This window comes from Agrobacterium sp. AGB01 (assembly GCF_014851585.1).
Lineage (GTDB): Bacteria > Pseudomonadota > Alphaproteobacteria > Rhizobiales > Rhizobiaceae > Agrobacterium.
In genome coordinates, this window is the sequence record NZ_JACVAB010000001.1 from 515882 (window position 1) to 531171 (window position 15290).

The window sequence follows — 15290 nt, forward strand, 5'->3', positions numbered from 1 at the left end:
ATGAGAGCGACTATTTTTGCTGCCGCCATTGTTATGGCGGCATCTTTATTGGTGCTGAGCTATGCATTTAAGGAGACTTGGTACAGTTCCAGGTTTGCGAATGTTTTGTCAATCGCGCAGGATGTGGATACCTATGGCAGCGTTCCCAATGAAACGCTGCTTGCTTCGATGGACAGTCTTTCAGAAATTGTCGATGACAATGTATGCCGCTCTGACATCGTCAAGGCCGGTATGTCGCTCGTTTTGAAGGATCTGGACTACCGCTACCAATTGCAGGAAATTGCGAGCAGATCCAACGGCTTGATTTTTGCCGAACGATATCTCCGTCATGCTCTGAAGTGTTTGCCTGTTGATGGCAATGTCTGGTTACGTTTCGCAATGGTTCGCTATGCCAGAACGTCAAATTTGGACGAATTGGCGCACTCGATATCGCTGTCCCAACAACTCGCTCCAGCCGAGGAGAATATTATTCTCGGCCGGTTTGCACTGTGGAATTCGGCTCCCGCGCAGTTACAACAAAAAGCCGCCGCGGCCTACAATGCTGACAAAAATGCTGTTTGCGGTAGTCGATGGAACTTGGTCCGGAAGCAGTTACCGGATTTGTGCCCCAAAACCTCGTAGTTTGACACTAGGGTATAAACCGAAACCCGTGATTATCTCGCTGAGTTTTAGACACGTGAACGGGATTTTCGAGCCGCGTTGTATTTTGATAATTTCTCCGGCTGGCGCTGCGTGTCACCAAGTGTAGAGAGCAAAGTCTTGCTACTCTGCAGGCGGTCGCAAAAAATAATCTCCAAAAATAGCAGATACACTCAAAGGCTGTAACGCCTTGGCGTGAAAGGCATGTCAGCGTTTGCTTTCACACAAACAGAATGCTGTGTTTTCTGCCGAAGCGCTTTTTTAAAATCCGCTTAGGTTTTCTTTAACCATATTGGTGTTTTCTGTGGCCAACGAAACGGCCAGTTAACTATATTTATTAATAAGTTAGTAAGCATGATGCTGACGGCTGTTCACCGGTGTGTACCCGGAATGTCCCCTCCCTAAAATCAGCCAATTCAAGGGGCAACTTCCAATGACTAGCATTCTGACAAACATCGCAGCCATGTCTGCGCTGGAAACTCTCCGCAACATCAATTCCAACATGGAAACAACCCAGGGCCGCGTTTCGTCCGGCCTGCGTGTTGGTGAAGCATCCGACAACGCCGCTTACTGGTCGATCGCGACCACCATGCGTTCTGACAACATGGCTCTGGACGCCGTTTCCGACGCACTCGGTCTGGGCGCCGCCAAGGTTGACACCGCTTACACCGCGATGGAATCCGCCATCGACGTTGTTAAGGAAATTAAGAAGAAGCTCGTTACTGCGCAGGAAAACTCTGTCGACAGCAAGAAGGTGCAGGAAGAAATTGACCAGCTGCAGGACCAGCTGAAGTCGATTTCGGAAGCTGCTTCCTTCAGCGGCGAAAACTGGGTCATCGGCTCCGGCACGCAGTCTGTTGTTTCCGGCTTCGTCCGTGACAGCAACAACAATGTTACCGTCAAGCACACCGAATATGTTTTGAATAACGCTGGTACGGATGCGAACGTTCTGTTCGGCGTCAACACAGCTGGCAGCCTGGTAACAACAGCAGGTATTCTCGGTCAGGTTACGACCGTTGGCAGCGTTGGCTTCTCGGTTATCGAACTGGATGTTACCAACACAGCAACTGACTACCTGAAGAACGCTCTGGATATCGTTGAAACCGCTCTGAAGCAGATGACAAGCGCTGCTGCTGACCTCGGTTCGATCTCCATGCGTATCGACCTGCAGGAAGAATTCGTTGCCAAGCTCAACGAGTCCATCGAAAGCGGTATCGGTCGTCTGGTTGACGCTGACATGAACGAAGAATCTACCCGCCTGAAGGCTCTGCAGACACAGCAGCAGCTCGGCATCCAGTCGCTGTCGATTGCAAACAGCAACTCGGAAAACATTCTGTCGCTCTTCCGTTAATAAACGGAGCAACGCTCACAAAAAGAAAGCCGCGCCAAAAGCGCGGCTTTTTTTATTGGTTCTTTGGAGGAGTCATTGTCGATTTCAAAATTATTCTAATAAAACAATATATTGTCAGGCGAGCGCGTGGTTTTTCGACTTCAACTGCTCTAGCAATTTTTTACGATTTTATTAACTTTAGTAAACGACCGTTTAACCTTTGTTAACCATTTCTTCCTTAAATGGCCTCATCGAAACGATGGGTTAACCAAGACGAAGAAATGGTTAACGGGCATCAAGCCGCTCCATTGTTCCCGGTGAAATCCGGAATGTCCCTGTTTATCAGCCAATTTAGGGGCAACGAAAATGACAAGCATTCTGACAAACACCGCAGCAATGGCAGCACTCCAGACTCTGCGTGGTATCAACACGAACCTTGAAGGTGCGCAGGAGCGTGTCGCATCCGGTTTGCGTGTTGGCGAAGCCGCAGACAATGCCGCTTACTGGTCGATCGCGACCACCATGCGTTCCGACAACATGGCTCTTGATGCCGTATCCGACGCAATTGGTCTTGGCGCCGCCAAGGTTGACGTCGCCTACGCTGCAATGGAAAGCGCCATCGACGTCGTTAAGGAAATCAAGAAGAAGGTCGTTGCTGCAACCGAAAACGCAGTCGACAAATCGAAGATCCAGGAAGAAATTCGCCAGTTGCAAGAGCAGCTTCGCTCGATTGCACAAGGTGCATCCTTCAGTGGCGAAAACTGGGTAGCTGGCAATGCTGGAACGCAGTCTGTCGTAACTGGCTTTATCCGTGACTCCTCGGGCAATGTGTCGGTTAAAACAACCAGCTATTACCTCGACCCGACATCTTCCCAGGGTAACGTTCTGTTCGGCACCAACACTGCAGGTGCAATCGTGACCACGACCGGTCTGGTTGGACTGGTATCGACCATCGGCACCGTCGGTTACTCTCTCGATACACTGAACGTTGAAAGCACCACTGGCGACTACCTGACGGGCGCTTTGACCCACGTTGAAAGCGTGCTGAAGTCGATGACCAGTGCCGCGGCCGCCCTTGGTTCGATCTCTATGCGTATCGACCTGCAGGAAGAGTTTGTAAACCGCCTCAAGGAATCCATCGACAGCGGTATCGGGCGCTTGGTCGATGCGGACATGAACGAAGAATCCACGCGTCTCAAGGCCCTGCAGACACAGCAGCAGCTGGGTATTCAGGCTCTGTCTATCGCCAACTCCACCGCAGAGAACATCCTGCAACTGTTCCGTCAGTAAGCGGCGTCCCGGCTGGGGACGACTTCGTCCCGCCCTGGCAAAACAGTTACAGGCAAACGAAACCACGCTTCGCAAGGAGCGCGGTTTTCGCATCTTCAGCGGCGATTAAACTAACGACCACCGGACCAAGAGGCACCAGAACCGGCGTGTGTGATATGGAAAGAGCCGCTTAAGTCAGGTGAAATCGTCTGAAAATGCCATGTAGCTTGCGTGAAACCTGCCATGCGCGCGGGAAGTGCAATTTAGCATGTGGCAAGTGCTTGCATAACGGCACAGATGTTTGTTACCTGTTCGTTAATGATTTGTTAACGAACGACAGGCCGCTTGGCGAGTTTACGCCGCGGTGAGCATGATGCCCTCTGGTCGTTTCCGGTTCGCAACCGGATTTCCCACGCATATCGACCGAGGCCATATTTATGACCAGTATTATGACGAATGCCGCCGCTATGGCAGCACTGCAAACCCTGCGTATGATCGACAGAAATCTGGAAACAACGCAGGGCCGTGTATCGTCTGGATACCGCGTTGAAACCGCAGCCGATAACGCCGCCTATTGGTCAATCTCCACAACAATGCGCTCAGATAACAGTGCCTTGTCGGCTGTGCAGGATGCGCTCGGCTTGGGTGCAGCAAAGGTTGATACCGCCTATGAGGCGCTTGAGAGCGCCATTGAAGTGGTCAAGGAAATCAAGAAGAAGCTAGTGGCTGCCTATAGCGTTGGCGCCGACCGCGTAAAAATTCAGGAAGAAATGCAGCAGTTGCAGGAGCAATTGAAGAGCATTTCCGAATCCGCGTCCTTCTCCGGTGAAAACTGGCTGCAGGAGCGCATTGGCAACAGCGGCACTCTGCCGGCCGAAGAGCCGATTGTCAAAAAAATCGTTGCGTCCTTCATCCGTACATCATCAGGTGGCGTTGAAGTTACGACCGTTGATTACAGCCTCGATTCAAAGACCGTGCTGTTCGATTTGAGCGGCGGTAAGTTCGGTATTCTGGACAAGGAAGCGATCTTTGTTGGCCCGAACGAGGCGCAGGTCAATGTGAAGGTCGCCGCAGGCACCACAACGACAACAACCGGTTACGTTGTCGAGAAGCTGAACGACACACAGATCGCAGCACTCAATGCCGCAACACCGGATACCAATACTGATCCGAACATCTACAGCGATGGAACGGACACCTATTTTCAGGTAGCGACCAACAGCTGGGTCAAGATGGCCGGTACGCCGTCTACCGGTGCAGGCACTGAAGCGGCCTATACCGATGGCTCCGGCACTGACTGGTACTACGATATTGGCGCGACACCGGTTCTGGCGACGGATCGCTCGCTCTCGTTCTCCGTAACGACGCTGAACATCAACGAGCTCAACTCGGTTGCTGGCGTCATGAACGGTATGGTCACAGGCGGAAGCTATACAGATTCGGAAGCATTGGATGTGATGGTTCAGTTCGTGAACACCCAGCTAGAAGCCATGACCAGCGCGGCATCCAGCCTCGGTTCGCTGCAAAGCCGCATCAGCATGCAGGACGACTTCGTGTCGGCACTGATGGACGTGATCGATAAGGGTATCGGCCGTCTGGTTGACGCCGACATGAACGAAGAATCCACCCGCTTGAAAGCCCTTCAAACCCAGCAGCAGCTTGGTATCCAGTCGTTGTCGATTGCGAACTCCAACGCTGAAAATATCCTGATGCTCTTCAAGTAAGTATTTGCTGGCGTTCGGTGATTTTTAAGGGCGAGGAGGCGGCTCCTTCATCCTCGCACAAGTTTGAAGTTCTAGCGTTTCGAGTGAGTATCCTCGGCTTTTTCTGGCAGAGGGTGGAATTGACGATCTTCGAACATGGTGACGGGAATGATTTCACAACCGCATAGAAAACATGGCTTCTGGAGGCAGCACTGTGCCTCCACTTTCATGGCCATGGGCGGAGGAAGACGATGAGCGCGTCCATTGCCCGTTATCTAAAAGACTTTGGCGAAAGCCAGCCTGTCCCGCATGCCATGGATGAGACCGTAGCATTGCCGTCCTCATTTCCAGATTTTGATCTGGGCGAGGACGACAGTTTTGCCATGCCTGCACCTGTCGATGTTGATGAAGAAAAGCGCATCTCCTATGCCGAAGGTCATGAAGCGGCGACTGCGGCACTGACCGAGCAATTCGAGACTGAAAAACGCGCCATGCTTGAAAGCCATGCGGCGGAAATTGCCGAGTTTCAGGCGCGCTACCATACCGAGATGGCCGGTTTCATCGCAAGCCGTTTGCAGGAAAATCACGACCTGGTCGTCAGTAACCTCGATGAGCAGATTTCGGCCGTGCTGGCACCGGTGCTGACCGATGCACTGGCGCAGAAGGCTGTGGCCGGGTTGGCAGACATTATTCGCCCATCATTGACCGATGGAGAGGCCGTGACTTTGACCGTGAAAGGGCCAAAGCCACTTTACGACCGTTTGATCGAAGCCCTCGGCGGCAATGAAAAAGCGTTTCGTTTCGTTGAAAATGCGGATGTTGATCTATCCGTTGAGATGGACAACAGCGTGCTGGTAACCCGCATGTCTGCGTGGGCGTCTAGCGTCCGGAAGGTGTTGAAATGAGTGAAAGCGAAAATCACCACCACGGCAAAAACGAGGTCATTATTGTCAAGCGCCGCGGTGGTGATCACGACGGCGCGCATGGTGGTGCATGGAAGATCGCGTACGCTGACTTTATGACCGCGATGATGGCGTTCTTCCTTGTTATGTGGCTGGTTAACGCTGCAAACGAAGAAACCAAGGCATCCGTTGCAAGCTACTTCAACCCGATTCAACTCTCCGATGAAAAGCCGACGACCAAGGGTCTGGAAAAGCCTGTCGATGAGAAGGATGGGTTGGAGAAGAACGAACGCTCCAAGGTTAAAGCTGAAAATGCGACAGTCGGGTCTGCGGCCGCGACCGGCGAAGATCAGACATCGCAAACCGGTGAAGAGGCCAATTACTCGGAAGCCGACTTCTTCCAAAACCCCTATTCGGTTCTCGCCGAAATCGCGCAGGAAGTTGGTCAGCAGGCCAATGTTAGCGCGAAAGGTGAGGGCGGTGCTGCCGATTCCGGCCCGGCAACCGGTGCAAGCGGCGGCGAGGCTTATCGAGATCCGTTCGACCCTGATTTCTGGACACAGCAGGTACGCATAACCCGCGCTGATCAACGTTCCGAAACCCAGCCGCAGGACACACAAGCCGCGCAGCAGGAAACTCAGGCGACCGAGAACCAGCAGGTGGCGGCTGCATCGAAGCAAAGCCAGCAGCAAAACGAAGCTCCGCAGTCCAACGACATCATTGCTGACGTCGCCAAACTCAACGAGCAGAAACAGAATGACCACGAGCAGCAGGAAATTGCGGCGGTTATCCCGCAGCAGAAACCTGCTTTTGATCCGAATGAGATCAAGCCGACGCCGGATCCGGAAGAGGCTCAGCACAAGCCAACTCCTCTCGAGGAAAAGGAAGCCAAGGAGCTTCGTGACGAGATCGAGGCGCAGATCAGCGGTGTCAGCGGAAAGCTTGCAGAAGGCTTGATCGTGACGCCGGCCGAAGGTGGGATGCTCGTGACGATTTCCGATCAGAGCCAGGCGCCGATGTTCAATGTCGGCTCTGCGGTCCCGCGCCGTGAAATGGTTTTGGCGATGGAAAAGATCGGTCAGCTGTTGCAGGACAAGGGTGGTAGCGTTGTCATTCGCGGCCATACCGATGGTCGCCAGTTCAAGGGCAGTTCAAACGACAACTGGCGTCTGTCCATGGACCGTGCCCACAGCGCCTATTACATGCTGGTGCGTGGCGGTCTTGAGGAAAATCGCGTGAAGCAGGTATCCGGTTTTGCGGATCGTAGACTGCAGATTCCGTCAGATCCTTTGGCTGATTCCAACCGACGTATCGAAATTCTTCTGGAAGCGGATCGGGGATGATGCGGATGCGGCTTCCAAAACGCTGGGTATCTCTATTGGCTGCGGTCAGCACCTTTGTCGGTGCTGCCGAAAGCTTTGCCCAGTCGCCTGACAATCTGATGCCCTATTCGATGCTGCGGTCACTGCAGTTCGTGCAGGATTCCGTTGTGCTTGGTGACCATTCGGCGGCCGAGATGCAGCGCTTTATGCTGACGACCATCGATGAACGTCTAAGAGATGCACCGCCGTCAATTTTTGCTGACCCACGCAATGTGGACGCCGCACTGATCTATGCGATGAGTGGTGGTAATCCAGCGACGCTTGAATTGCTGGTCGCCAAGGACGTCGACGGCAATTTCGACACACGCGTTGCAGATGCGCTGCGGAAATATCTCAGCGGCCGAGGTACCCTGATTGCCAAGGGTTTGGGCGCCATGGTGCCGGAATATCGCAAGACCCGTATCGGACCCTATCTGGCTTTGATCAGCGGTAACGTGACATTGGCGCAGGATCCGGTTGCCGCGTTGAAATTCTATGATATCGCCCGGCTTGAAGCGCCCGGTACGATCGTTGAAGAAGCGGCGTTGCGTCGCTCGCTGGCCATTGCCGTGGAGGACGGAGACGCAGCGCAGGGCTTCAAATACGCCCAGCGTTATGCACGTCGTTTTCTGCATTCGCCCTATGCCAGCCAGTTCGCTGATTTGATCGTGGCCCTTTCTGTGCGTCGTTATGAGCATATTGAAGAGGCGACGATTACCGATACGGTCGCCCTGATGGATGCAGACCGGCAGCGCGAGACATATTTGCGTATGGCACGCATGGCGACAGTCGCGGGCAAGGAAAAACTGGCCCGCATGGCGGCAACCAGAGCCAAGGACCTTTCAACGGGTCTACCTGTTGTGGATGGGGCACCGGCAAATCTTTACGAAAGTCTCGCAAACATCGGTACTCCGGATATCGTCAGCGCGATCAAAACCATCACCAGTATCCCGGACGAACATCTGTCTGACCGCGACAAGATTTTGCGGGACGCTGCAAAGGCCATTGCTGAAGAGGTCGTACGCCCACCTGTGGCGAGTGCCGCGTCCTTGCAGCCCGGTACGGCCGGCTGGGAAGGAGAGGCGACCCTGCCGGTCGCGGAAGCGCCTGGCAGCGAACCGAAGGTCACCGAGGGCACTGGCGTTTGGCGCAATCCGACGCCTGTCATGGAAGACCTTAGTCCTGAATACAAGAGCACCGTTTCAAGCGGACGGTCAAAGCTGGATGAAATAGACGCACTGCTTAAGAAAGAAGGCTCCTTGCAATGATCGATACGAGCGCATTTACACTGACGCCACCAGTATCTGACGCAAAACCTGCGAGCGCTGGCATTAGCAAGGGCGACTCTCGGCCGAGCGGATTTGACGACGCGATGTCGGGTGCACGGAACGACCGTTCCGGGCCGCACGCATACGACCGTCAGTCGACTGACCGTGGATCTGATGATGCCGCTTCGGAAGACGATGCGAACTCGGCAAATGGCCGGCTGCAGGAAGATCAGGCCAGTGCACACGGCCAGAAAAGCAAGTTGAATGGCTCGGCAGAAAACCTTCGTGCCCATCTGTCTGCCTACGACAAGATGACCAAAACAGCCGATGACGCATCGATTGCCAAGCCCGTCAAGGGCGACCAGGTCAAGAAACGTCTCAAGGACATGGATGAAGGCGACGCGCTCAAGGGCGCGACTGTCGCCGACGCTGATCTTGCCGCCGACGACACAAAAGTACCGACGGTTCTTTCTGTCCTTGATGTGGGCGATGCAGCCGTGCAGGAGCTGGCAAAAGCCATTGCCAAGGAAAATCCCGGCGGAACCTCACGCAGCGATGAGAAACCGACAACGAAGTCGAAGGCATCCAATGCCATCGACATGCTGTCTTCGGCCAAGATTGACAGTGACGCCGAAGATGTTGATGTGAATGCCGACCCACTGACAGTTCGCTTTTCTTCCTCGCGCGCCAGTTCCGGCCGTGACATGGACATGTCGATCCGGTCGGGCAGCGATGGCATCGAGTTCAAGGTCAGTGATGCAAAGGGTGGAGCGATGGAGAACGTCACGGTTCTCGATTCACGCCGGTTCATCGGCCTTTCCATGTCGACAAATGCGTCCGCATTGACCAGCCTGATCGCTGGTGACCCTGAATGGGTCAGCGCCATGCAGCCCGGCTCCGAGCTGTCCAATGCAGCCGCACAGAGCAGCACAGGAAGGGTCGTCCATACGCTGAAGCTGCAAATGACACCGATCGACCTCGGCACGGTCACCATGTCACTGCGTATGGTTGGCGACGAATTGAACGTTCATGTGACCGTTCAGAACACTGCCGCCTACAGAAAATTGAGTGACGACAGCAAAAGCATCGTTGATGCGCTGCGTGCTCAGGGCCTTCAGGTCGATCAAATCACGCTAAATATTTCTTCGACAGAAAAAAGTGATCAGTCGAGTTCGCAAAATAATGGACAGCAAGGTCAGCAAAACAATCAGCAGGCTTTGAGTGGTCGCAACCAGGGCGAGTCAGGCAGCCAGCGCGGACAGTTCGCGGGACAGGGTAACGAAGGGGAACTTGATGTCATTGCTGAAGGGAATTCTGGTCTCGCTTCCGGTAATCACAGTTCTGGCCTTTACCTCTGACGCATCAGCGGTTGGCGTGCAGGGTGCTTGTGAAAATGAGATCCGTTCTGCGGCTGCCAAATACGGCGTGCCCGAGGGCATCTTGTATTCTGTTGGCTTGACGGAAACCGGCCGCAAGGGGCGACTTGATCCCAACGCGATGAATATTGAAGGAAAATCAGTGTTTTCCGCGTCGCGCAATGAGGCAATGGCGGCATTTGAAGAGGCAAAACGTAACGGCGCAAAACTGATTGACCTTGGCTGCATGCAGATCAACCAGCACTTCCATGGAGAAAATTTCAGTTCTCCGCAGGAAATGTTTGACCCGAAGCGCAACGTGGAATATGCGGCGATGTTCCTTAAAAATCTGCACGACAGGCATGAAACCTGGACGATGGCAGTTGCCAGATATCACGCAGGACCAAACAACGATCCGGCACAGAAGAAATATGTGTGCCGCGTGATATCGAATCTGGTCGCGACCGGGTACGGAAAATGGACCACGAACGCAAAGAATTTTTGCGACCAATAACAACCATAAATTGAGTTGCCCTATATGTGGCCGGAATCTGGAATTGTGGCGATCGTTTGCCGCAAATATGGTCGGGCAAGAGGAATTCTTATTGAATCCTACCTTTCTCCACATTAAAATAGTGCCGATTAGTTAAAATGCCTACTAAATGTAGATCAAATCGGCACTCAAAAGTTAATCAATTATTAATTTCTATAGTTAACATTCCACAGTTGTCGCAGATTCCCCCGATTCGTACCAATGCCAACATTGGCAACACCACATTGATTCGGAGGCGGACGAATGATCGTAGTGGTTGATGAGCGCGAGCTCGTTAAGAACGGATACACATCTTTATTTGGGCGTGAGGGCATTCCCTCGACGGGTTTCGACCCGCGCGAGTTTGGCGAATGGGTCACGACGGCTGCAGACACAGATCTGGCAGCTGTTGAGGCGTTCCTCATCGGCCAAGGTAACGCGTACGCGAATTTGCCACGGGCAATTCGCGACAGAACCATGGCGCCGGTCATCGCGGTAAGCGATCAGCCTTCGCTGGAGGCTACTCTCGCATTGTTCGACAGCGGAGTCGACGATGTCGTGCGTAAGCCGGTTCACCCACGCGAGATCCTGGCACGTGCAGCGGCTATTCGCCGTCGCCTGAAGGTCATCAACAATTTTACGGACATCGGCCCGATCCGCGTTTTCTCGGATGGTCGTGATCCTGAAATCAACAGCGAAGTTTTCCCGTTGCCACGCCGTGAGCGTCGCATTCTGGAATATTTGGTCGCCAACCGTGGCCGTCGCGTTTCCAAGACACAGATTTTCAATGCCATCTACGGCATTTTTGATGATGACGTCGAAGAAAACGTCGTCGAAAGCCACATCAGCAAGCTGCGCAAAAAGCTCCGTAAGAAGCTTGGTTACGACCCTGTCGATTCCAAGCGCTTCCTCGGCTATTGCATTGATTGGCAATGATTTTTTGAACCTTTGCCGCATTTCATCGGAATGCGGCAAATGAGACAGCTTCACGCAAGGCCCATCTCTTAAGTTGCTATTCAACGACCACCACGAGGGTTCTTTTAATGAGTATTTTTGGAACGATGAAGACCGGCGTTTCCGGTATGAATGCGCAGGCTAACCGCTTGGCTACAGTCGGTGACAACATCGCCAACTCCAGCACAATTGGTTACAAGCGCGCTTCGACCGCGTTTTCGTCCATGGTTCTTCCGTCCTCGGGTGGAAACTACAATTCCGGTGGCGTCAGTTCCAACATTCGCTACAGCATTTCTGAATCTGGCGGTTATTCCTACACAACGACTGCTACGGATATGGCAATTGAAGGTAGTGGCTTCTTTATCGTCGCTGAATCCCGCGATCCGGACGCAGCCCAGTTCCTGACTCGTGCAGGTAACTTTGCTCGCGAAACCGTAGAAGAGCCATCAGGCTCGGGTGTTTACAAAACCTTCCTTAAGAATGCGGCTGGCTATTATCTGTTTACGCCTTCTCAGGCCACAGCATCGAGCAACCGTTTCTCGGGTAGCGTTGTTGAAATGCCGGGTAATGACATCCAGTCGACCCCGACAACTGCCGGCACGATGAAATTCAACCTTAATAATCAGACTAAAATTGCCCCCGCGTTACCAGACCTTCCCACGGCTGAGAATATTTGGAAAACGTCCATGACCGGTTTCGGCTACCAGGGTGTCGAGATCGTTTACGATTTCACGTTCACGCGAACTGCGGCAAACGAATGGTCGTTGACTGTCACAGACAAGCGGGACCCATCAACAGTTCTGGTGGGGCCAGAGACCCTGGAATTCGATCCGGTAACAGGAGCATTGAATCCAGCCACAGGTGATCTGACAATTCCTCTTGTCGCTGGTCAAAATGACGACATCGTAGTTAGCCTTGCAGGTTCTACCACACAGAACACCGGCAGCACCATCATGAGCGGTGGCTTGAACGGTAACGGCGCTTCGGCGGTCAAGGATGTCATCATCGAAACCGATGGCAGCATCTACATCCAGTACCAGAACGGCTCCAAGGTGTTGACGGAAAGCAGGCTGATGCTTGCGACCGTTACCAGCCCAGATAACCTCAATCCGGTTAATGGCAATGCTTACAGCGCCAGCAACACATCTGGCATTCTGATCGCCAATGATCCCGGCACAAAGGGCGTTGGTAACCTGATGACCAAGACGCTGGAAACTTCGAACGTCGATATCGCCAATGAATTGACCGAGATGATTGAATCGCAGCGCATCTACAGTGCTAACTCCAAGGTTTTCCAGACAGGTTCCGAATTGTTGGATGTCCTGGTCAACCTGAAGAGATAATAGATCTCACGAGGACAGATGAATGTCACTTTCGTCAGCAATGATTACTGCACAGTCAATTTTTAATAATACCGGCAAGCAGACTGATGTTGTCTCAAGCAATATCGCCAATGTTGGTAATAAAAATTACGTTAAAAGAACTGCAATTCTGAGCGCAACAGCTTACGGCGCATCGGTTGTTACGACGGCCCGTGTTCAGAACGACAGTCTTCTGCGGCAGACACTTGCTTCGTCCTCACTTTTTTCCGGTCAGAATGTCCTTCTGACCGGCCTCGAAGAAGTAAAGAGTATCTTTGGCGGAAATGACTACGAAAGCTCTCCGAGTGCATATCTCGGAGCTCTCCAGAAAAGCCTCGACACTTATGCTGGCAAACCCGGTGACTCTGCGCTCGCAGCAACCGTTGTCAACGCAGCAACTGACCTTGCGACCTCTCTGAACACCGCTTCCAACGAGCTGCAGGCTATTCGTACCCGTGCAGACAAGGAAATGGCACTTCAGGTCGATAGCCTCAATCAGTTGCTTGCCCGTTTTGAAGTCGCTAACAATGCGGTGAAGTCGGCAACAGCATCCGGTGCTGATCCGAACGACGCTCTTGATATCCGCGACAGCCTCCTGAAAGACATTTCAAGCATTGTCGGCGTGTCCGTTGTGACGCGCGGTGACAATGACATGGCTCTTTACACCAGCGATCAGGGCATCACTCTGTTCGAAACCATTCCGCGCCAGGTCAGCTTTACACCGAAGATCGGCTACACCGCATCGATGGACGGCAATTCGCTGTATATTGACGGCGTTGCAGTCAAAGCCGGTGAAGGTAGCAACACTACGGCATCCGGCAGCCTTTCCGGTCTGTTGCAGTTACGTGACGACGTCGTTCCGACGATGCAGAACCAGTTGGACGAAATTGCCCGCGGTCTGATCACTCTTTTTGCTGAAAAGCAGGCAGACAGCACCGGTACCGATCCGGATCTGCCAGGCCTGTTCACCTATAACGATCCTGCTACAGCCACGGTCCCGGCTGCTGGCACCATCACCAAAGGTCTTGCGGCTGCCATTAAAGTGCACCCGGATCTGATCATTTCCCAGGGTGGCAACCCTGAACTTCTTCGTGATGGAGGTATCAATGGTGCGGCTTACGTCAAGAATGATCTGTCGAATGGCGGTGGCACGGGCTACTCCGCGCTTATCCGCAGCTATGTAACGGCACTCGACACATCGATCGATTTCGATCCAACGACCCGTATCGACACGGACACAAGCCTTCTCAAATACGCTTCCAACTCAATGGGTTGGCTGGAGCAGATGCGTCAGGGCGCGACCAACGCCAACGATGTGAAGACTGCAGCTTATGAGCGCGCAGAAGAGGTATATTCAAACACGACCGGCGTCAGCCTGGACGAGGAACTGTCTCTGCTGCTCGATATCGAACAATCCTACAAGGCTGCAACGAAGCTGGTCTCGACGATTGATGAAATGTTGCAATCTCTGATGAGCATGGTGAAGTAAAATGAAGACATCTTTCATATCCTCACTGGCAATGCAGAATAGCATGCGTAGCACGATCCTGAAGGCTCAGCTTGAGATGACGGATCTGACCACGGAACTGACAACAGGCAAGCACGCTGACCTTGGCGTGGCTCTGGGTGCCAACACGGCACGTAGCCTGGACCTCAACCGTGATGTGCAGCGCCTGACATCGATCATCGGCGTAAACTCGATTGCCACCCAACGTCTGGAAGCATCGCAGCTGGCACTGAAGAACATGTCGGAAGCGGCAAATGAAATTCAAAAGGTGCTTGTCCCGAACACCAGCGCAGAAGAACCGACGCTGAGCACTGTTCGCAACACGATCACCAATGCTTTCAACAACTTCATTGGCTTTGCCAATACGTCCGTCAACGGCGAGTTCCTGTTCTCCGGCATCAACACCGATGTGAAGCCGGTCGATGATTACTTCGCTGACGATTCCAAGTTGAAGCAGGCCTATGACGACGAGTTGAACTATTACATGACGAACGTGGTATCGCCTGCAGTTGGCGATGCCTCGCAGTTGACCAAGGAACAGGTCGCGACGTTCATGTCCGACATGGAAAAGAAGTTCAACGGCGAAACCAAGGTCACCAACCCGCCGCACTCCACGTTGACGGCTGGTACGGACTACGATTTCTGGACCGCCTTTGGCTCGGATTCCAGCGATGTAAACATGACAAGCCGTATCAGCCAGACGGAAGTCGTCGAAACATCGACAAACGCCAATTCCAAGGGCATGCGTTACTTCGCTTTCACAGCAATGACCACCATGACCTTCCTTCAGGACAATATCGCTCCTGAAATCCGCGAACAGGTTTCCATGGGTGCGGTCAACAACATCAAGTCCGCAATTGACGGACTGAACCAGCAGGCCAGTAAACTCGGTCTTTCTGAAGAGCGTGTTTCCAAGGCAAACGACGCTTTGTCAGCACAGAAGAAGATCATCGAAACGCACCTCATTGATCTCGAGGGCATCGATACATACGAGGCAAAGACACGCCTCGATCTGCTGAAGTCTCAAATAGAAATTGCCTACAGCTTGACGGCACGGCTGCAACAAATGAGCCTTGTAAACTACCTTTGATGATTAAAGGTAGCCGTAG

General features: G+C 53.1%; 13 protein-coding genes. All 13 read left to right on the top strand.

Annotation, left to right across the window (positions count from 1 at the left end; all coding sequences use genetic code 11):
• The 13 genes from IB237_RS02415 (at position 1) to IB237_RS02475 (ending at position 15271) form a co-directional block, all read left to right on the top strand.
• A complete protein-coding gene (locus IB237_RS02415) occupies positions 1–621 on the top strand; it encodes a hypothetical protein (RefSeq protein WP_192487005.1) in 621 nt (206 codons plus the stop codon).
• A gap of 451 nt (positions 622–1072) precedes the next feature.
• Positions 1073–1990, top strand: coding sequence for a flagellin (locus tag IB237_RS02420; protein ID WP_192487006.1), 918 nt, complete (start codon positions 1073–1075; stop codon positions 1988–1990).
• Between the two features lie 345 nt (positions 1991–2335).
• Positions 2336–3259 (top strand): flagellin, encoded by a 924-nt coding sequence (locus IB237_RS02425; RefSeq protein ID WP_192487007.1) that lies wholly within the window; start codon positions 2336–2338, stop codon positions 3257–3259.
• Positions 3260–3675: 416 nt separating this feature from the next.
• Complete coding sequence (locus tag IB237_RS02430; protein WP_192487008.1) at positions 3676–4962, top strand: flagellin; 1287 nt, start codon at positions 3676–3678, stop codon at positions 4960–4962.
• Between the two features lie 230 nt (positions 4963–5192).
• Positions 5193–5846, top strand: a complete 654-nt coding sequence (locus IB237_RS02435; RefSeq protein ID WP_192487009.1) for a hypothetical protein — start codon at positions 5193–5195, stop codon at positions 5844–5846.
• The gene (locus IB237_RS02440; RefSeq protein ID WP_192487010.1) at positions 5843–7186 is read left to right on the top strand and encodes a MotB family protein; all 1344 of its coding nucleotides are present in this window, start codon (positions 5843–5845) and stop codon (positions 7184–7186) included. Before IB237_RS02435 ends, IB237_RS02440 begins: the two co-directional genes overlap by 4 nt.
• Positions 7183–8472: a chemotaxis protein MotC gene (motC, locus tag IB237_RS02445; RefSeq protein WP_371815221.1), complete on the top strand. Its 1290-nt coding sequence runs from the start codon at positions 7183–7185 to the stop codon at positions 8470–8472. The genes IB237_RS02440 and motC overlap by 4 nt, the downstream gene beginning before the upstream one ends.
• Positions 8469–9830 carry a flagellar hook-length control protein FliK gene (locus tag IB237_RS02450; protein ID WP_246787613.1) on the top strand — a complete coding sequence of 454 codons (1362 nt, stop codon included), beginning with the start codon at positions 8469–8471 and terminating at the stop codon, positions 9828–9830. Before motC ends, IB237_RS02450 begins: the two co-directional genes overlap by 4 nt.
• On the top strand, positions 9766–10341 hold the full coding sequence (locus IB237_RS02455) for a lytic transglycosylase domain-containing protein (protein ID WP_192487012.1): 576 nt from the start codon (positions 9766–9768) through the stop codon (positions 10339–10341). Before IB237_RS02450 ends, IB237_RS02455 begins: the two co-directional genes overlap by 65 nt.
• Before the next feature lie 282 nt (positions 10342–10623).
• Complete coding sequence (gene rem / locus IB237_RS02460; RefSeq protein ID WP_192487013.1) at positions 10624–11295, top strand: transcriptional activator Rem; 672 nt, start codon at positions 10624–10626, stop codon at positions 11293–11295.
• A 107-nt stretch (positions 11296–11402) separates the two neighbouring features.
• Entirely contained in the window at positions 11403–12656 is a 1254-nt protein-coding gene (locus IB237_RS02465; protein WP_192487014.1) for a flagellar hook protein FlgE, read from the top strand.
• Positions 12657–12678: 22 nt separating this feature from the next.
• A complete protein-coding gene (gene flgK, locus IB237_RS02470; RefSeq protein WP_192487015.1) occupies positions 12679–14163 on the top strand; it encodes a flagellar hook-associated protein FlgK in 1485 nt (494 codons plus the stop codon).
• Between the two features lies 1 nt (position 14164).
• Positions 14165–15271 carry a flagellar hook-associated family protein gene (locus IB237_RS02475; protein ID WP_192487016.1) on the top strand — a complete coding sequence of 369 codons (1107 nt, stop codon included), beginning with the start codon at positions 14165–14167 and terminating at the stop codon, positions 15269–15271.
• Positions 15272–15290 lie beyond the last annotated feature (19 nt).